Origin of the sequence: Meiothermus sp. CFH 77666, assembly GCF_017497985.1 — a bacterium.
Classification (GTDB): domain Bacteria; phylum Deinococcota; class Deinococci; order Deinococcales; family Thermaceae; genus Meiothermus.
The window spans coordinates 74,947-91,875 of record NZ_JAGDFV010000007.1; the positions used below are offsets into that span (position 1 = coordinate 74,947).

The 16,929-nt window shown below is 61.5% G+C and carries 16 protein-coding genes and 1 CRISPR repeat array; of the genes, 5 read left to right on the forward strand and 11 right to left on the reverse strand.

From position 1 onward, the window contains the following. Positions 1 to 262: 262 nt before the first annotated feature. On the forward strand, positions 263 to 1,150 hold the full coding sequence (locus J3L12_RS05540) for a hypothetical protein (RefSeq protein ID WP_208014049.1): 888 nt from the start codon (positions 263 to 265) through the stop codon (positions 1,148 to 1,150). A 183-nt stretch (positions 1,151 to 1,333) separates the two neighbouring features. Here J3L12_RS05540 and murQ read toward each other — a convergent pair whose 3' ends face one another. From murQ to J3L12_RS05555, 3 genes are all read right to left on the reverse strand, one after another. Further along, positions 1,334 to 2,227 carry an N-acetylmuramic acid 6-phosphate etherase gene (murQ, locus tag J3L12_RS05545; protein WP_208014050.1) on the reverse strand — a complete coding sequence of 298 codons (894 nt, stop codon included), beginning with the start codon at positions 2,225 to 2,227 and terminating at the stop codon, positions 1,334 to 1,336. 68 nt (positions 2,228 to 2,295) lie between these two features. Beyond that, the gene (locus J3L12_RS05550) at positions 2,296 to 3,192 is read right to left on the reverse strand and encodes a BadF/BadG/BcrA/BcrD ATPase family protein (protein WP_208014051.1); all 897 of its coding nucleotides are present in this window, start codon (positions 3,190 to 3,192) and stop codon (positions 2,296 to 2,298) included. Further along, positions 3,189 to 4,622: an amidohydrolase gene (locus tag J3L12_RS05555; RefSeq protein ID WP_208014052.1), complete on the reverse strand. Its 1,434-nt coding sequence runs from the start codon at positions 4,620 to 4,622 to the stop codon at positions 3,189 to 3,191. The genes J3L12_RS05550 and J3L12_RS05555 overlap by 4 nt, the downstream gene beginning before the upstream one ends. Before the next feature lie 379 nt (positions 4,623 to 5,001). Between J3L12_RS05555 and J3L12_RS05560 the strand changes: the two genes are divergently transcribed. Beyond that, positions 5,002 to 6,732: a VanW family protein gene (locus tag J3L12_RS05560; RefSeq protein WP_208014053.1), complete on the forward strand. Its 1,731-nt coding sequence runs from the start codon at positions 5,002 to 5,004 to the stop codon at positions 6,730 to 6,732. 3 nt (positions 6,733 to 6,735) lie between these two features. Here the strand turns inward: J3L12_RS05560 and J3L12_RS05565 are convergent, their stop codons facing one another. From J3L12_RS05565 to crcB, 5 genes are all read right to left on the reverse strand, one after another. Continuing rightward, positions 6,736 to 7,641 carry a GGDEF domain-containing protein gene (locus J3L12_RS05565; protein WP_243454972.1) on the reverse strand — a complete coding sequence of 302 codons (906 nt, stop codon included), beginning with the start codon at positions 7,639 to 7,641 and terminating at the stop codon, positions 6,736 to 6,738. A gap of 200 nt (positions 7,642 to 7,841) precedes the next feature. Continuing rightward, entirely contained in the window at positions 7,842 to 8,474 is a 633-nt protein-coding gene (plsY, locus tag J3L12_RS05570) for a glycerol-3-phosphate 1-O-acyltransferase PlsY (protein WP_208014055.1), read from the reverse strand. Positions 8,475 to 8,554: 80 nt separating this feature from the next. After that, positions 8,555 to 8,816: direct repeats of the CRISPR family, unit length 35 nt; unit sequence GTTGCAATCCCCTTGCGGGGCTATTTTTTTGCGAC. A 403-nt stretch (positions 8,817 to 9,219) separates the two neighbouring features. Then, positions 9,220 to 9,813 carry a sulfite oxidase-like oxidoreductase gene (locus tag J3L12_RS05575; protein WP_208014056.1) on the reverse strand — a complete coding sequence of 198 codons (594 nt, stop codon included), beginning with the start codon at positions 9,811 to 9,813 and terminating at the stop codon, positions 9,220 to 9,222. A gap of 54 nt (positions 9,814 to 9,867) precedes the next feature. Beyond that, entirely contained in the window at positions 9,868 to 10,200 is a 333-nt protein-coding gene (locus J3L12_RS05580) for a DUF190 domain-containing protein (protein ID WP_208014057.1), read from the reverse strand. Further along, a complete protein-coding gene (gene crcB / locus J3L12_RS05585; RefSeq protein ID WP_208014058.1) occupies positions 10,197 to 10,571 on the reverse strand; it encodes a fluoride efflux transporter CrcB in 375 nt (124 codons plus the stop codon). Before crcB ends, J3L12_RS05580 begins: the two co-directional genes overlap by 4 nt. A gap of 82 nt (positions 10,572 to 10,653) precedes the next feature. On the opposite strand from crcB, the gene J3L12_RS05590 reads away from it, so the two are divergent. The 3 genes from J3L12_RS05590 (at position 10,654) to tgt (ending at position 13,671) form a co-directional block, all read left to right on the forward strand. Beyond that, positions 10,654 to 11,160 (forward strand): DUF4384 domain-containing protein, encoded by a 507-nt coding sequence (locus J3L12_RS05590; RefSeq protein ID WP_208014059.1) that lies wholly within the window; start codon positions 10,654 to 10,656, stop codon positions 11,158 to 11,160. Beyond that, on the forward strand, positions 11,157 to 12,374 hold the full coding sequence (locus J3L12_RS05595; RefSeq protein ID WP_347708848.1) for a hypothetical protein: 1,218 nt from the start codon (positions 11,157 to 11,159) through the stop codon (positions 12,372 to 12,374). The genes J3L12_RS05590 and J3L12_RS05595 overlap by 4 nt, the downstream gene beginning before the upstream one ends. 142 nt (positions 12,375 to 12,516) lie before the next feature. After that, entirely contained in the window at positions 12,517 to 13,671 is a 1,155-nt protein-coding gene (gene tgt, locus J3L12_RS05600) for a tRNA guanosine(34) transglycosylase Tgt (RefSeq protein ID WP_208014060.1), read from the forward strand. Between the two features lie 232 nt (positions 13,672 to 13,903). On the opposite strand, the gene J3L12_RS05605 is transcribed toward tgt, so the two are convergent. Genes J3L12_RS05605 through J3L12_RS05615 form a run of 3 tightly spaced genes read right to left on the reverse strand, consistent with a single transcriptional unit; the run spans position 13,904 to position 16,881 of the window. Next, a complete protein-coding gene (locus tag J3L12_RS05605) occupies positions 13,904 to 15,040 on the reverse strand; it encodes an AI-2E family transporter (protein WP_208014061.1) in 1,137 nt (378 codons plus the stop codon). A gap of 2 nt (positions 15,041 to 15,042) precedes the next feature. Next, positions 15,043 to 16,149, reverse strand: a complete 1,107-nt coding sequence (locus J3L12_RS05610; RefSeq protein WP_208014062.1) for an AI-2E family transporter — start codon at positions 16,147 to 16,149, stop codon at positions 15,043 to 15,045. Between the two features lie 18 nt (positions 16,150 to 16,167). After that, positions 16,168 to 16,881, reverse strand: a complete 714-nt coding sequence (locus J3L12_RS05615) for a M23 family metallopeptidase (protein ID WP_208014063.1) — start codon at positions 16,879 to 16,881, stop codon at positions 16,168 to 16,170. Positions 16,882 to 16,929: the final 48 nt, after the last annotated feature.

Genomic DNA, 16,929 nt, shown 5'->3' on the forward strand with positions numbered 1-16,929 from the left:
AACTTAGATTTACGGTGGTTGCCTATTACGGCGACCAGGCGACTTTTTGCCTGAGCGCAGCCGCCAAGTAGTACCTCTCAACGCAAGCAAACCTGAGCCTGTTGCACCCAAATGGCAAAATGCAATAACGCCTCGTTCAATCACATTTTATACATAGTACACGTAACAACTTTTTTGTTTATAGCTTTTCTTGAGAGTTGTTAGATGTGGATATTATAAAACCGGCCCAGAAGGCCATTGGGAGAAGAATATGAGGCGAATCATGACTCATTGGCTTACGCTATTTTCGACTGCGATTTTCCTGACTTCATGTGTGCCTGGACTGGCCCAGACACCTCCCCGTGTGGCCGAACCTGTGGGTCCGGTGTTTGAAGCCACCGCTCAAAACGGTAACTGGGCATTGCGCATACCAGGTTGCACACGTGATACTCAAAAACAGGTTGTATGTGCCGTAACCGTACGGAGCCTGGCTCAAAGCAACCTTAGCCTAACCCTACCACTGCTGGAGCACTACCTCGTAGCGCCTACCGGGTTCCGCTATCAGGGCTATGCCGTTGTGGAGGGTGGCCGTCCGGGTGCCAACAGCATCACCTTCGACCTTGGTCGGGGTCAGACCAGCAACATCAGGCTGGTGTTCCCAAATGTACCCGAGAGCGTAGCTTTTGTGCCCTACCTCAGCATGGCCGGCTATGAGTTCCGCGGCCTGCCCATCGCCAACAACCCCGTCGCCGCCCAGCCCAGCGCCCCTGCGCCATCTGCAGCTGCGAACGACCCCGGTGTTCTCCACGAGGAAGTTTTCGAGGACGTCAAGCTGAGATTTTTGTCCTGCACGGCTGATAGCCAAAATCAGAGAATCAGATGTGCGTTCGAGGTCGTTGCCCCAGAAAACCGTGATTCTAAATTATTCGTTAGTGCGCTTGATGTCGTAGACATGAATGGAAATATTTACTCTACTTCAACTTGTGGTTCAGTCACTCTCGGAAACAGAGATGGCTGCGACTACACTCTAATTGCGGGACTCACGGTGAGAGGAAATGCTGTTTACAGGTGGGATAGTGGGAGTGATCGTGTGGCGCGGCTTCGCCTGGATCTTTATGTCAATGGCAAGAACAAACAGATTGTCGTTCGCAACGTCCCGGTAACACGTTAGAGAGCGCATGTCCGATGAACTTGGGGTGGGCAAGGCCCGCCCCAAGTTTGTATTTGGAGCTAGGCGGCTCTAAAAGGTCTTTAGGTCTTTGTCTTGGACACAGCAGCGGCCACCTGGATAATCGGTCACGTTTGAAGGACATGATTAACCAAGCCTGGGTAGTAGTCCGATAAATGTTCGCGTTCAGCCCCCCAGCGCCCGCCGCACATTCCCCTCTACCTTGTCCAGCAGTGCCTCGGCCGCGGCTGCGTCCAGGTTTTTCTTCAGCATCACGATGGCGGTCTTGACGCGGTAACCGCAGCGCTCGAGGGCCCCCCTGGCTTCTGCCTCGGTGGCCCCGGTGGCCGCTACCGTGAGCCGCACCGCCCGCGCTATCAGCTTGGCGTTGGTGGCCTGCACGTCCACCATCAGGTTGCCGTACACCTTGCCCAGGCGCACCATCAGGGCGCTGGAAAAGGTGTTGAGGGCAATCTTCTGAGCTGTGCCGGCTTTGAGCCGGGTGGAGCCGGAAATCACCTCGGGGCCGGTATCCAGCACAATGCCCACCTCGCTTTGCAGCAAAATGGGGGTATCGGGGTTGTTGGCAATGCCAATGGTGAGGGCCCCCACCTCCCTGGCGGCGGCAAAAGCCCCCAGCGGATAAGGCGTGGTGCCCGAGGCAGCAATGCCGAGAATCACGTCGCTTGAGGTGGGTTGCAGGGCCAGCACGTCTCGCCTTCCGGCCTCAAAGTCGTCTTCGGCGCCCTCCACCGCTCGCCAGAGGGCCTCCGGGCCTCCGGCAATACAGGCCAAAGCCCGCTCCGGCGGCCAGGAAAAGGTGGGCGGGAGTTCGGAGGCATCGAGCTGCCCCAGGCGTCCGCTGGTTCCGGCCCCCACATAAATCAAGCGCCCCCCCAGGAGCATCCGTTCGGCAGCCCGTTCGACGGCCCGGACAATCTGGGGGGCAGCCCGCTGCACGGCTTCTACCGCATGCAACTGATCGTCTACCAGGGCCTGCACGATCTGGGGGGTAGAGCGGGTCTCGAGGTCGCGGTGGGCTTCGCTGATTTGTTCGGTGGCCAGGAGGGGTTTATTCATACGGCTCCGTATCAAGTTGGAATCAAGCTTATGGCTTTTCGCCATCCGAATAGGGCTGCAAGCTCCGTTTAGCCCGTCTGTTTCAGCATTTCCAGGGCCATACGGGCCGCTGCCTCGGCGCTCGAGGCGTATTGAACCGAAAGCTCAATCAGTTCCCGGGCCCCCTGCTCAATCAGGGGGCTCACCTGCAAGGCCCCCCCGCACAACACCACCGGCCTCGGCCCCAGGCGGCGCCGCAGGGTCAGAGCCAGGTCGGCCAGCTCGCGCCCGGCCTGGAGCAGTACCTGGATAGCGGTTTCGTCGCCTTCCTCGGCGGCCCGGCCCACTGCCGGGGCCAGTGCTGCCACGGCCTGCCGCCCCCCGCCATACACATACTCGCGGATGCGCGGCCAGTCGCGGCCCTCCAGCACGGCATACAGATGCCGGGCCAGCGGATACGAAGCCGTGTCCAGTCCCGCATCGTGCCAGCGCATCAGGTGGCGCAGGGCGGTCTTGCCAATCCAAAAACCGGCCCCTTCGTCGCCAATCAGATAGCCGTGCCCCCCTGCCCGGTAGACGGTGCCATCCGGAGCAATGCTGTAGGCCACCGAACCGGTTCCGGCATAGACCACCACCCCCTCGCCGGGGGCGAAGTGGGCCCGGTAGACCAGATCCATGTCGTTGAACACCGCCACGCGCTTTTCCGAGAGGCCCAGGGCTTGCCCGATATGAGCCGCTATCTGCCGGGCTTCTTTCGTACCCGCATCCAGGCCGGTAATGCCCGCTACCACGGCCTCGAGCGCGTAGGGTTTGGTCTCCGATAGCAGCGTGTCCAGCGCGGCCCATACCTGCGCTCGCATCTCCTCGTTGAACAGATGCCCAACAATGGGTGCCGCGCGCCCCTGGGCTACTAGCGTACCTGTTGCATCCAGCACGGCCCACTTGCTGCTGCTGGCGCCACCGTCAATACCCAGCACATGTTTCATGCAAACACCTCGAGCGCCCCCCCCAACACCCGCCCCACCGGACGACCCTGGTCCCACAGGGTCAGGTCGGCGGGCGCGCCGGGGCGAATCTGGCCATGTTCGGGCCAGCCTGCCGCCAGGGCAGCTCCCCGGGTGTGGGCCCACAGCACCTCGGCGGGGGTCAGGTTCTGGGCCGGGTTCAAGGGATGGGCGGTAGCGGCCTCGAGGTTCAGTTCAAAGTGGGGCCGCATCACCGGCGCATCCGAGCCGAAGGCCAGCGGCAGGCCGGTATTCCACAGGTCGCGCAAGCGGAAGGCCTCGAGCTCGAAACCCCGCAGGTGGTGTCGCACCAGCTCGGCGTCGCCCAACAGGTGCATGGGCTGCATCGAGAGGGCCAGGTTCAGCCCGGAAAAAAGCGGTAGCTCGGCATCGCGCACGTGCTGGACGTGCTCGAGGCGGAAAATACGGCGGGCCTGGGGCCTCAGGCGGTGAAAGACCTCCAGCACCCCCTGTACCGCCCGTGTGCCAATGGCATGCACCACCAGGCCAAACCCTGCCTGCAAGGCCGCCTGCCCCTCGCTTTCGATGAGTTCCAAGGGGTCGAGAACGATGCCGTGCGTACCATCCGGATAGGGCTCGATCATCCAGGCGGTGCGGCTGCCCAGGGCCCCATCGGCAAAGAACTTGACCGCCGCCACCTCCAGCCGGTCGCCCCGCCAGCCGGGCCGGGTTTCGCGCCAGTGGTCGCGGTCCAGCGCCCACCATAGCCGCACCGGCAGCCGCCCCGAGGCGGCGAGTTGTTCGGCCAGGCGGTAGTGGCACCAGCCCATGTGATGAACGGCGGTGTAGCCCCGGCGGGCCAGGTCTTGCAGACCGCGCTCGAGTTCGGCCAGGCCGGGCTGGGGCAGCACCCGGTTGACGAGTTCCTGGGCGTTCTCGAGCAGATACCCGGTGGGCCTGCCCTGCGCATCCCGCACCAGGGCTCCCCCGGGAGGGTCGGGGGTTTCTGGGGTTATGCCCGCCCGCTCCAGGGCCAGGCCATTGGCCCAGGCCGAGTGCCGGTCGCGGCTCTGCAAAAACACCGGGTGATGGGGGGCGGCAGCATCCAGCAGTTCGCCGGTGGGGTAGGCCCGAAACAGATAGCCCCCGCCGCGAATCCAGGCGCCGGGGGGCAGGCTGCGAGCCTTCTCGGCCACCTTTTGCGCCACGGCCTGGGGTTCGGTCAGGCCCTCGAGATCCAGGCTCTCCAGTTGCAGGCCCCACATCTGCGGATGGGCATGGGCTTCGTGCAGGCCGGGGGTAATCTGCTCAAAAGCCTGCTTTTTAGCCCCAGGATAACGCACACTCAGGTCTTCCAGGCGGCCCACATCGGCAATGCGCTCGCCCTCCAGATACACCGCCTCAGCCTGCCCAATCTCGGTCATGGTGTCTACACGTCCAAAGAGCAGCATGGGGGCATCCTATCCCGCCCGCCCCCTGGGTGAACAGGCCCGTCAGGGCTCTGTCCCGATAGGGGATCGTCCCCAACGCTCAAGCAGCAGGTCCGGCAGGAGTTATACCAAATCTGCTCAGAGGTGACCCAAAAGCGATATACAAATCCCTCGGACGCGCCCCCTGGCGCGGCAAGTGAGGGGCGCGTTTAGCGCCGCTCACGCGCAGAGTTGGTATTAGGTTGCGGTTTTGAAAAGCCTGTCCCCTATCCCCTGACCCCTGTTCCCTGCTTTCTCGTTCATGGTACTGGACTCGCGACCTGAGACCTGCGACATGAGACGCTGATTGGGTCATTGCCTTCATATCCTGCCCACATCTCCAGGCTATACTCAGAACCGAATGAGACGGGGATTGCTGATTGGTTTGGGCATTTTCACCGGATTGGTACTGGGCTGGGCGGTATTCGAGCGCTACCACCACCAGCGGGTGTTTGCGGGCGTGGAGGCTGCGGGGGTCGCAGTAGGCGGCCTGACCCTGGACGAGGCTGCCGCCAAAATTGCCGCTGCCACCCAGAGCATCACCCCGCCTCGCCTCACCCTCAAGGCAGGCGAGAAGACCCTCGAGGTCTCCGCTGCCGAGCTCGGCTGGAAGCCCGACGCCCGCGCCACCGCTGAGCGGGCCTTTGCCGTGGGTCGCACCCGCTTTGCCGAGCGCACAGCGGCTTTGTTGGGGCAGGTCAAGATACCTCTTGTACCCAGCGTGGACGCTGCCGCCCTGGAAAAACGGCTGCAAGCCATTGCCCAGTCCCTCGAGTACCCCCCCAAAAACGCCCAGGTGGTGTTCCAAAACGGGCAGTACCGGGTGACCCCCGAAAAAGCCGGGCTGAAGCTGGATATTCAGAGCGCCATTGAAACCTATGTGCAGCACCCCGAGCAGACCGTGCTCGAGTTTTTCCCCAAAACCCTCACCCCCCGCCTTACGGCGGCCATGCTGGAACCGGTAGCCCAGCGGGCCAACGAGCTCCTGCGGCCCCTCACCCTGGTTTACGCCGAACCCAGGCTGGCCGGCGGGGGACAGGTTCACCGCCGCACCCTGAAGGTTAGCGAGGTGGCCACGCTCCTGAACGTGCAGGAAGACGTGCGGGTTAACCCCACGGCCCTGAACAAAATCCTGACCCAGATGGCCCGCCACGACCGGCTGCCGGTGGATGCGCGGTATGTGCTGAACCCCGAGGGGCAACTGGTGGTGCGCCCGGAGGTGGAGGGCTGGAAGATGAACCAGCCCGAAACCCGCAAGCAACTGGAACTGGCCCTGCTGCGCCCCGATCTGAGCGAGGTCAGGCTCACCGTAGTACCCAAAACAGCCCAGGTGCGGGCTGCCGACCTCCCCCAGGCCCAAAACCTTCAGTTGCTGGCCGAAGCCACCACCTATTACGGCGGCTCGAGCAACGAGCGCATTGCCAACGTCCACGCCGCCGCCCGCAATCTGGATGGCTACATCGTGCCCGCAGGCGGGGTCTTTAACTTCAACAACGCCATCGGCAACATCAGCCCCGAGAACGGTTTCATGGAGGCCCTGGTCATCTCCGGGGGGCGCACCATCAAGGGCGTGGGGGGCGGGGTCTGCCAGGTCTCCACCACCGCCTTCCGGGCCCTGTACCAGGCCGGGCTGCCCATCCTCGAGCGCCACCAGCACGCCTACCGGGTGCGCTGGTACGACCCCATCGTGGGCTACGACGCCGCGGTGTACCAGCCCTACCTCAACCTGCGGGCCGCCAACGACACCCCAGGCCCCATCGTGGTACGCACCGCCTTCACCCGCTCCACCCTCACGGTGCGGCTCTATGGCATTCCCGACGGACGGCAGGTTTCGGTTTCCAAGCCCACCATCCTCTCCCGCACCCCGCATCCACCCCCGCAGTACATCGTGGACAATAGCCTGCGACCTGGCCAGGTCAAGCAGGTAGACTGGGCGGTGGACGGCTACCGTACCCGCATCACCCGTACCATTACCCGCCCCGATGGCCAGGTGGCGGTGGATGTGCTCAACTCCAACTTCCGCCCCTGGCGGGCGGTCTATCAGGTCGGGCCCCAACCCCCGGCTCCAGCCGAAGAGGTGGCCTCGAGGTAGCCCCTATGCCGGGCTGAGCTCCACCCGGTTGCGCCCGAGGTGCTTGGCCTGGTACAGGGCCTTGTCGGCCCGCTCGAGCAGGTTGTGAATGCTATCGCCCATATGCCCCTCGGCCACCCCAAAGCTGGCCGAGACAGCCCCCACCTGCTCGAAAGGCCAGAAGGCAATGTCCTCGCGCAGCCGCTCCACCGCAGCCAGCACATCGTGCTGGTTTTCACCGCGCATCACAATCATGAACTCCTCGCCGCCCCAGCGCCCCAGCATGTCGTCTTTCCGCAAAGAAGAGCGCAGGCGTCGGCCCACCTCCTTGAGCACCTCGTCCCCCACTGCGTGACCGTAGCGGTCGTTGATTTGCTTGAAGTGATCGAGGTCTAGTAGCACCACATAGAGCCCGTGCGCCCGGTTTGCTTCCCCTTCCAGGTACTCGCTCAGGGCCAGGCGGTTGGGCAGCCCGGTCAGGGGGTCGGTGCGGGCCAGGGTGTGCATCTGCAACACCTGCCGGTGGGCATCGGCCAGCTGATCCTTCACGATGGCCAGGGCATAGAGCAGCCCGGCCATGGCAAACAAGCGCATCTCGCTGCGCACAAAGGCTAAAAACTCCTCCCGGTGCTGCCCCAGCGCCACCTCCCCCCCCAGGCGCAACAACCCCAGGCTGAGCGTTACCCCCACCAGGGCCAGGCTGTAGATGAGTCCCCTGCGGGCGTCCAGAACAATGTAGAGCAGGATCATCACAAAGGCCATGACCCAGTAGGTACTCTCAATCTCGACCCAGTTCTCCCGCAGGTCACCCCAGAACAGGGAGTAGCCCAGCTTGGTGGTAAAGAATGCCGCGGTAAACCCGATGGTCTCCTGTTCAATGCGGCTCAGGCTGGCCTTGCGGAATAACCGCCAGGCCCAGACAGCGCACATCAGCATAAACACGGGATACAACCAGCGAATAAACTCTTCCTCTGGACGCAACGCCCAAATTAAGACAAAAACCGGAATGGCCAATATCAGGCCCCAAAAGTAGACGCTTCTTTTCTTATCTCCCAGTCGCAACCCCTGCACAGTATCAGTTTAGAGGGCAAAGGATGGAACCTCGGTTCAAATTTTGTAGTGAGGCACAGTCACTGCGTAACGGAGGTTTGCCCGCCCGCCCCCGCGGCGGAGGATTTTTCCCCCAGGCGACGCTCGTTGCCGGCTTGCAGGCGCTTGATGTTTTCGCGGTGAGTCCAGAAAATTAGCCCCGCCAGCACCAGCACGGTCAGGATTTCCCAATACGGCCGTCTCAGCGCGATGGTAATCACCACCGCCGTCAGACCGCCAATCATGCTACCCGCCGATACAAACCGGGTGAGCCACATGGTCAGTATGCCCACCGGAAAGGCCAGCACGGCTACCAGGGGATCAAGGAACAGCAGGGTGCCAAAGCTGGTCGCCACCCCTTTACCCCCCGTAAAGCGCAAAAACACCGAGTAGTTGTGGCCCAGCACCGCAGCCAGGGCCACCCCCCCCAGCAAAAAGTCCTCGATGCCGAACAAGCGGGCCAGCAAAACCGCAATACCCCCCTTGAACACGTCGAACGCAGCTACCAAGACTGCCGGGCCTGCCCCCAGGGTGCGCAGAATGTTGGTAGCCCCGGTATTCCCCGAGCCCACCTTCTGAATATCCACGCCGTAGTAACGGGCCACCCAGGCGCCCGCAGGAATCGCGCCGAACAAATAGGCCAGCAGCAAGATGAGCCAGGTTGTCCACTCCACACGGGCATTTTATATGGACTTTGGCTTTTCTCCGAGACCCCGGCAAGGGCCACCACAAAGCCCGTTGTCAGGCAAACTTCGGACCAATCCCCTTACGGGGCTATTTGTTTGCAACTGTAAGGGTTCGGGGTAGCGCTCCTGCTGTTAGAGGGTTCGTTGCAATCCCCTTGCGGGGCTATTTTTTTGCGACCTTTCCTACAGGATTTTTAGTGGATTGGATTTGAAGAGGGGTTGCAATCCCCTTGCGGGGCTATTTTTTTGCGACGGGATCCAGGGATCAGGGCTTTGCCCCCGCCACGCTCTACAGGTTGCAATCCCCTTGCGGGGCTATTTTTTTGCGACAGCATACCCCGTTAAGTGCCGTTCTGTAAAGGGCTCTCGAGGGGGGTATTTATGAGAACTACCAGTTATCCACAGGTTGCCTGTGGATAACTCTCCAAAAAGTGCGGTTTGTTGCGATGGATACTTACAAAGTTGCACTTTTGGATTTTTTGTGGCGGTGCTTTGCGATAAGCATCGCCAAAACTTGCTGTCAAGAAGCGCGTTGGAAACTTCCAACACCTATAGTATAGCATTTTGCGCAAAACATAATGGGTCAAATTTTGGAAGCGCTTTTATGCCGTTTGGAAGGGCATTTTCCGCTTACTAACCGTGGCGAAAGGTGCGTTTGCGAAAGCATTTTTGTTGGGCTTATTGCACGCAACGCAACTTGTAACAGGGCGGCTTTGGCCTGGCTTGGGGCGGGCTAGTCGCTAAAGCGCTCTTCTTTCCAGGGGTCGCCCCGGCGGTGGTAGCCGTTGACCTCCCAGAAGCCGAGTTCCTCTTTGTCCAGAAACTCGAGGGCCCGCACCCACTTGGCGCTTTTCCAGGCGTAGAGGTGGGGCACCACCAGTCGCAGGGGGCCGCCGTGGTCGCGGGGGATAGGCTGGCCAAAAAGCGTGTGCGCCAGCAGGTTTTGCTCGAGCAAAAAGTCTTCCAGGGTGAGGTTGGTGGTGTAGCCGCCGTAGCAGTGAACCAGCACCGCCCGGGCCTGGGGTTTGAGTTTGACCTGCTGCATGAGGTCCGGCACGCGAATACCGCTCCACTGCACGTCCAGCTTGCTCCAGCGGGTTACACAGTGGAAATCGGCGGTCAGGTTGGACTGCGGGAGGGCCATCAGGTCTGCCCAGCTCAGGGTTTTGGGCTCCTCCACCTGTCCCTTGATTTCAAAGCGCACCTCCTCGGGGCGTACGGTGGGGGTGGGGCCGTAGGTCAGTACCGGGAATTTCTCGGTGAGCACCTGGCCGGGGGGTACACGGTGGGTGTCGAGGTTTTTGGGCTTGAAGAAGTTGCCAAACATACCCGAAGAATAGCCGCAGGGCCGTGGCACTCGGGTAAGCGGGGGCACAAAACCTTAGCGCGAACGGTACTGAATCACCTCGACTTTTTCCATGGTGATAAGCCCCTCCCGCACCATCTGGTCCAGGGTGGGTAGAAACTGCTGGATTTTCTCTTCGGCATCTACAATCTCGATGCAGATGGGCAGGTCTTCGGAGAGTTGCAAAATTTTGGCGGTGTGGATGCGGGAGTGAGCGCCAAAACCCATGAAGCCTTTGAAGACTGTGGCTCCGGCCAGGCCCGCTTTTTTGGCCTCGAGGACAATCGCCTCGTACAATGGCCGCCCCTGCCACTTGTCCGACTCGCCCAGAAAAATCCGCACCAGCTTGGCTTCCCCTTGTAGCTTCACAACAACCTCCCAGCCCAGCGGTAGGCCAAAAAGACCATTCCAAACCCCAGCACCACACTGCCCACCACGTACAAGAAAGCCTTGAACCACTCTCCCTGTTGCACCAGCGTAAGGGTTTCCCAGCTAAAGGTGGAGAAGGTGGTGTAACCCCCCAGCACCCCCACCGCCAGAAACAGCCGCCACTCCGGGCTCAGGGCCCCTTCCAGGCTCAGGCGCAGCACAATGCCGATAAGAAAGCTACCGGTTAGGTTGATCAGAAAGGTACTCCAGGGAAACCCCGGCCCACTGAGGCCCTGCACCCAGGCCCCCAGCCCATAGCGCAACATCGCGCCAATGGCCCCGCCCAGCATGACCAGCAAGTAGCGCTCCACACTGCCAAGTATCTTCCCTAAAGGCCACCTTAATCCAGCCCTCTGGCATGCTCTCAGCAAAGCCGGGGTAGACTTGAGAGATATGAGATTTTTGGGTATCCCGTTGGTCTTGCTCTTGCTGGCAGGTTGTGCCCCGCAGCTTGGAGTTAGCGATAATCAGCGCCGGGAATGGGGTTTGCAGCCCATCATTAGCGGCTTTGCGCCCGACCGGGGCGAGGGGGGCCAGTACAAGCTGCGCGAACGGGTGTTTTTCAGCTTTACCCTGAGCCAGCCGGGCTACGTGACGCTTGTCACGATGGACTCCGACGGTACTACGGTGGTACTCGAGCGCAACGTACAACTGCCCGCCGGACGGCACACCTTCCCCCTGGCCACCGACCGCAACGCCCAGGGCCAGGCCACCTACCTGGTGGTGCCGCCTTTGGGGCCCTCCCGCTTTAGGCTCCTGTACAGCAATATCCCGGCCACCAACCGCGAGTTATTCCGGGGCAAACTGAGCAACGAGGATTTCAACCGCCACACCCAGGCCTACCTGAGCGAGGCCCCGGTGCGCGACGTGGCCGAGACCTGGATGGAGGCGGTGCAGTGATACGCTGGCTACCGATTGCACTGGTAGGGGTTTTGGGGCTATCGGCCTGTACCCCTCCAGGCCCACAGACCCAGGTGTGCAACCCCGTAACCGATCTGGGCACCGTGACCGGGAGCCTTACACCGGTCAGCACACTCAAGGTACTCGACCCCGACAAAACCGAGGTTGCGCCTAGCGAGGTGGTGGTTACCGACAGTGCATTTAGCGCAAATGCGGGAGATTTGCTGGTCAGCAACTGCAACGACGGTCTATTACGCAAAGTAACCGGGGTCTCAACACAGTTTGTAGGTAGTAATGGGGTTTCCAGCCAGGCAGTACGTAAGGTTTACCTCAAAACCGAGAACGCTGCCCTCGAGGATGCCATTGCCTCGGGCGAGGTGACCCTCGAGACCGACCTGACCATCGGCGAGGCCAACATGGTGCAGGCCCTGGACGGGGTGAGCGTGCAGGACTTCACCGGGAAAATCAACCTGACCAACGTCAAGTTCGATATTCAGGGAGTGCCCGGCGCTTCCATCACCCTGAACGGCTTTATCGAACAAACCCTCAAGCCCAACTTCAACCTCAAGTTCAGCAGCGGCAGCATCGAGGTGTTTAAGGCCGGGATGAGCGGCACCCTTAAGGCCCAGATCACCGCCACCATCCAGGCCAACGCCAGCTACAGCGCGTTCGACGTCAGCCGCGAACTGGCCTCCTGGAACATCAAACGGGCCTTTTTGGTGGGGAGCGTGCCGGTGGTGGTGGTGTTGCAGCCCAAGCTGATTGCCGGGGTGAGCAGCAACGCCAGCGGCAAGGTGACGGTAACGGTGGGCATCGCCCCCACCTTCACCACCAACCTCCAGCTCGACTACAACCGCAGCCGCACCACCAACGGCGGCTGGAACAACACCTTTACCGCCAACTTTGCCCTCAACCCCACCTTCAACTACGCGGTACCGGTGCAGGGTTCAGGCAACGCCTTTGCTGGGTTGGCGATGGACATCAAGTTTTATGGTGTTGCGGGGCCCAGCCTCGAGGCCAAACCCTTCATCAACCTGACCCTCTCCGGCAACAACGGCGCGGCTACGCTCAAAAGCGGCATCAACGGCAGCAGCAAGGTCGAGGCTGGCTTTAAGGTGCTGGGGAAGGGCCTCGAGGCCGCCTACAACGGCCCCAGCATCGAGCATGCCCGCACCTTCAGTTGCCAGGCTCCCAGCACGTGTACCGCAAATTAGGCTGCCGAAAGCTCAAAGCTGAAGGCTAAGCAATGCAGGGTTTGGACTCGCCGGAACACTGGTGATGATTCCTGCCGCAGCAAGTTTCTAGCGGTCTATATTCGGCCTTGCACGAAAGCGCCGCAACCCCGAAAATACCCAGGTGTTCGAGTTTTCCATTACCGCCCAGTCCGGCAGGGCCCGCACTGGGCTCTTTACCACCCCCCACGGCGTGGTGCAAACCCCACTCTTCATGCCGGTAGGCACCCAGGGCAGCGTGAAGGGGATTTCGCCTCGGGAGCTAAACGAAATCGGTTCGCAGATTATTCTGGGCAATACCTACCACCTGCTGCTACGCCCCGGCCCCGAACGGGTGCGGGCGCTGGGCGGGCTGCACCGGTTCGCCGCCTACGACGGCCCCTGGCTCACCGACTCGGGCGGCTTTCAGGTAATGAGCCTGGGCGACCTGCGAACAATCAGCGAACAGGGCGTGACCTTCCGCAGCCACCTGAACGGCGACCTGATTGAGCTTTCCCCGGAGTACAGCATTGAGGTACAGGAAGCCCTGGGGGCCGATATCATCATGGCCTTTGACGAGTGCCCCCCCTACCCGGCCTCTCCGGAGTATCTGAAGGCTTCCATCGAACGTACCCTGCGCTGGCTCGAGCGCTCCCTGAAGGCCAAAACCCGCCCCGACCAGGCCCTTTTTGCCATTGCCCAGGGAGGGGTTGACCTGAAGCTACGCCGTCTCAGCGCCGAGGCCACCGTGGCATTCGATACCCCTGGCTTTGCCATTGGCGGGCTGGCGGTGGGCGAGCCCAAGGAAGGCATGTACCCGGCAGTGGAGCTTTCCACCCGGCTGTTGCCCGAAGCAAAGCCCCGCTACCTGATGGGGGTGGGCCACCCCGAAGACCTGGTGGCCTCGGTGGCCCTGGGGGTAGATATGTTCGATTGTGTGTACCCCACCCGCACCGGGCGCTTTGGCTATGCCCTGGCGCCCGAAGGGCGGCTGAACCTGAAGCTGAGCCGCCACCTCGACGACGCCCGCCCCATTGAACCAGGCTGCGACTGCTACGCCTGCACTCACTACAGCCGGGCCTACCTCTCGCACCTGGTGCGGGCCGAGGAGATGCTGGCCCCCCGCATGATCTCGCTGCATAACCTGCGCTACCTGCACCGCCTGATGGAAGCGGCCAGGGCCGCTATCCAGTCGGGCGACTACGGCGAGTTCGCCAAAGACTTTGCCGGAAGGCGCTTCGGGCACGATATTCCAGCCTGGTTTACCAGGGCCCTTCAAGAAGGCGGACACTGGGACTGATGCAGATACCAACTTTAGCCCCTACACCCAACTTTCAACGACACTCAGGGTGGGAGTGGGTGGTCGGTGGTAGGTTGCGGTTGTCAAACGTCTTGCCCTACCCCCAAACCCCTGCCCCCTACTTCACCGTTCCCGCGATATGCAAAGTCTTCAGGCGAAGAGGGTATATGAAGAGTACGGTTGCCTCTGGGGCTTTTCTTTTTGGCAAACAATCTTTTTACCGGTATGTCTTTCAACCCTCCTGGTAAAAGCGGCTCTTCAGGTAGTAGTCGGTGTAGAGAATCTTCAGGAATGCCACCAGCGGCACCGCCAGCAGCGCCCCGGCTACCCCAAAGAGCGAGGCCCCAATCAGCACCGCAGCAATGCCCGTGACCGGGTGAAGGCTGGTGGTGCGACCCATGATGATGGGCCAGATGACCCCAGCAATCTGGTTGCAAAGCCAGAGGGCCACACTGACGACCAAAAAAGCCACCCAGCCCAGCGGCAAGGCCAGCACCAGGGCCGGAATAGCCGAGATAATCACCCCCAACACCGGCACAAAGCTAAAGATGAAAGCCAAAAAACCCAGCGAGATGGCCTGGGTCAGTACAAACGAACCAAAACCCTGAAAAATCCCAAAGGAAAGGTACATTGCCAGGCCCACTATTGCGCCGTTGGCCAGGGCGCCCAGAATGGTGCCCCGCACGTATCCCCCAAAGGCCATGTCGGCCTTGTGGGCCAGCTCCTGGGCCAGGGGCTGGTAGGGCTGGGGTACGGCCCGGAACAGGGCTGCTCCAATGCGGGGCAGGTCGTAGAGGAGGTAGATAGAAATGGTGATGACGGTAAGAAGCTGAAAGGCGCCCCCCAGCAAGCCGCTCAGGAAGCCCAGGACGTTACCCCCCTGTGCAAATATGCCCTGCAAAGCCTGTAGCAACACCTGGGTGAAGCTCTGTAGCAGGTCTTGCAGGTTGAGGGTGGCCTGGGCCAGCGCCTCGCGCAGCAGAGGCGGTAGCTCAACCCGACCCAGCGCCTCAGGCAGGCCCTGCGCCCAGCTCAAGAGCGGTTGAAAAAGCGCCGGTAGTCGGGCTGCAAAGCGGGCCAACTGCCCCACCATGCTGGCCAGCATGACCGTGGAGAGGCCCAGCACAAAAAGCATGCCCACAAAAACCGCCGCTACACCCAGGGCGCGGGTCAGCCTGCGGGCCTCAAAAAAGCGCACCACCGGACTCACCATGTAGGAAAAGACAAAGGCCGCCATCACAATACCCAGGGCCGCTCGAGCGCCGTTTAGCAGCCAGGCCAGCAGCCACAAGACCAGCCCCACCAGCGCCAGATAAACGAACAAGCGCAGCCAACGGTTCTGCCAGGCCCAGGCCAGGGTTTCGCGCATGCTCAGCCCTCCCGATAAAACCGGCTATTCAGGTAAAACTCCGTGTAGATCACTTTCAAGAACGCCAGGAGCGGAACGGCTAGCAGGGCTCCTACCAGCCCGTAGAGGCTCGAGCCCACCAGAATAGCCCCAATCACACTGACCGGATGCAGGCTGGTGGCCTGACCCAGAATGCGTGGGCTCAGGAGGTGGGCCTCTATCTGGTTGGCCGCTACCACCACCCCCAGCACCGCCAGAACCTGCGGCCACCCAACCGTAAGGGCCAGGAGCAAGGCCGGTACGGTGGAAATAATCACCCCGGCAAACGGAATGAGGTTGAACACCCCCGCCAAGAGGCCCAGCGAACCCGCCAGGGGGATGCCAAAAATCCAGAGCCCCACCCCCACCAGCAGGCCCACCCAGAAGGCCACCTGAATCTGCCCGCGCAGGTAGCCCCCCACAGCCCGGTCGAGCTTGGTCAGAATATCCGCAGCCAGGGGCTGATACGGCAGGGGGATGGCCTGAAACAGGGCTTTGGAGATCTGGGGGAGGTCGTAGAGCAGGTAAATCGAGATAATCAGCGCGGCGAAAAGCTGGAGTACACCCCCCACCAGGGAGGCCAGAAAGCCCACCAGGTTGCCACCCTGGGCTAAGAGCGCCCGCAGGCCCTGCAAAAGGGTCTGGTTGAAGCTTTGCAATAGGGTTTGCAGGTTCTGAGCGGCCTGTGCAAAAGCACCCTCGAGGGCAGGTGGAACTTCGATTTGTCCGATCCTCGAGGGCAGGTTCTCAATCCAGGCAAGTAGGGGCGTCAGAATGCGGGGCAGGTCGGTTGCAAAACGGGCCAGCACATTGACCATATCGGCTATCAAAAACGAAGCCAGCCCCATCAGCAGCAGCAAACCCAAATAAATCAACAGTACCGCCACAAAGCGGGGCACCCTGCGCTCCAGCGCCCGCACCAGCGGAGAGGTCAGGTAGGCGAACACAAACGCCAGAGCCAGCGTGACCAAAGCGGCCCGGGCTCCACCCAAAACCACCCCCAGCGCCTGGATGAGCAGGTAAAAAAGAACCGCGTAGACCGCGATTCGCACCCACAACAGCTTCCAGATTTCGGCAAAGTCCTGGCGCATGGGCACTACAATACCGCATCAGGGAAGGCCGAACTCGAGCCTGGCCCGGGCCCGCACCGCTTCGGCCGTAAGTCCCTGACCAAAATATTTGTCCTTGTCAGGCTCGCCATCCCAAAGTTCGAACAATAGACGGGCCCCCTCGCCCGTGCCCCGCAGCGCCGCTTCAGTACCACTGTTGCCCACCCGCCCAATCCACTGACCCTTCAACACCTTGCTGCCCACTTTTAGCCCTGGGGCAATTCCTGAAAGATGGGCATATACCGTGGTAAAGCCCTCCGCGTGGCGAATCCAGACCTCCCGCCCCCGCAGTTTGTCCATTTGCTCAGGGCTAGCACCCCCAGCCACCGCACGAATCAGGGCCTCGAACTCGGCGCGGGTCAACTCCTTGTAGTTGGTCTCGGCCTTGACCACCTCACCCCCGGCTGCTGCCACCACCCCCATCCCAAAGCGCACCGGCACACAGGCGTCATCGCCGGTAAAAACAAAGCCGGGGTTAGTGCCCTTGCGGTACTCGCGGGGGGCGCCGGGCAGGTTGCTGTCGGTTCTGGGCAAACAAGCCCCCGGCAAGGGCAGGGTAAAGCCCTCCGGGCCTTTTTGCAGGTCTTGTTTGAGCCGGGCAATTTCGGCCTGTAAACCCGCCACCTGCCTGCGAGCACTGGATAGCTGAACGCTCTGCCAGAGGGCCAGTAGCGTTACCAGAGCCAGCGCGATCCAGCCGGGCTTGATCGGCATGAGTTCATTGTATCGCGGTTGCCAGAAAACTCCCGCCTCACCCAGCAG

What these genes read in the sequence shown, in the direction of transcription:
- J3L12_RS05565 (WP_243454972.1), bottom strand. Translation starts at nt 7,641, where the DNA reads ATGTGCGCTGTCTGGGCCTGGCGGTTATTCCGCAAGGCCAGCCTGAGC.
- murQ (WP_208014050.1), bottom strand. Translation starts at nt 2,227, where the DNA reads ATGAATAAACCCCTCCTGGCCACCGAACAAATCAGCGAAGCCCACCGC.
- J3L12_RS05540 (WP_208014049.1), top strand. Translation starts at nt 263, where the DNA reads ATGACTCATTGGCTTACGCTATTTTCGACTGCGATTTTCCTGACTTCA.
- J3L12_RS05555 (WP_208014052.1), bottom strand. Translation starts at nt 4,622, where the DNA reads ATGCTGCTCTTTGGACGTGTAGACACCATGACCGAGATTGGGCAGGCT.
- J3L12_RS05610 (WP_208014062.1), bottom strand. Translation starts at nt 16,149, where the DNA reads ATGCGCCAGGACTTTGCCGAAATCTGGAAGCTGTTGTGGGTGCGAATC.
- J3L12_RS05605 (WP_208014061.1), bottom strand. Translation starts at nt 15,040, where the DNA reads ATGCGCGAAACCCTGGCCTGGGCCTGGCAGAACCGTTGGCTGCGCTTG.
- J3L12_RS05550 (WP_208014051.1), bottom strand. Translation starts at nt 3,192, where the DNA reads ATGAAACATGTGCTGGGTATTGACGGTGGCGCCAGCAGCAGCAAGTGG.
- J3L12_RS05575 (WP_208014056.1), bottom strand. Translation starts at nt 9,813, where the DNA reads ATGTTTGGCAACTTCTTCAAGCCCAAAAACCTCGACACCCACCGTGTA.
- J3L12_RS05560 (WP_208014053.1), top strand. Translation starts at nt 5,002, where the DNA reads ATGAGACGGGGATTGCTGATTGGTTTGGGCATTTTCACCGGATTGGTA.
- J3L12_RS05590 (WP_208014059.1), top strand. Translation starts at nt 10,654, where the DNA reads ATGAGATTTTTGGGTATCCCGTTGGTCTTGCTCTTGCTGGCAGGTTGT.
- J3L12_RS05615 (WP_208014063.1), bottom strand. Translation starts at nt 16,881, where the DNA reads ATGCCGATCAAGCCCGGCTGGATCGCGCTGGCTCTGGTAACGCTACTG.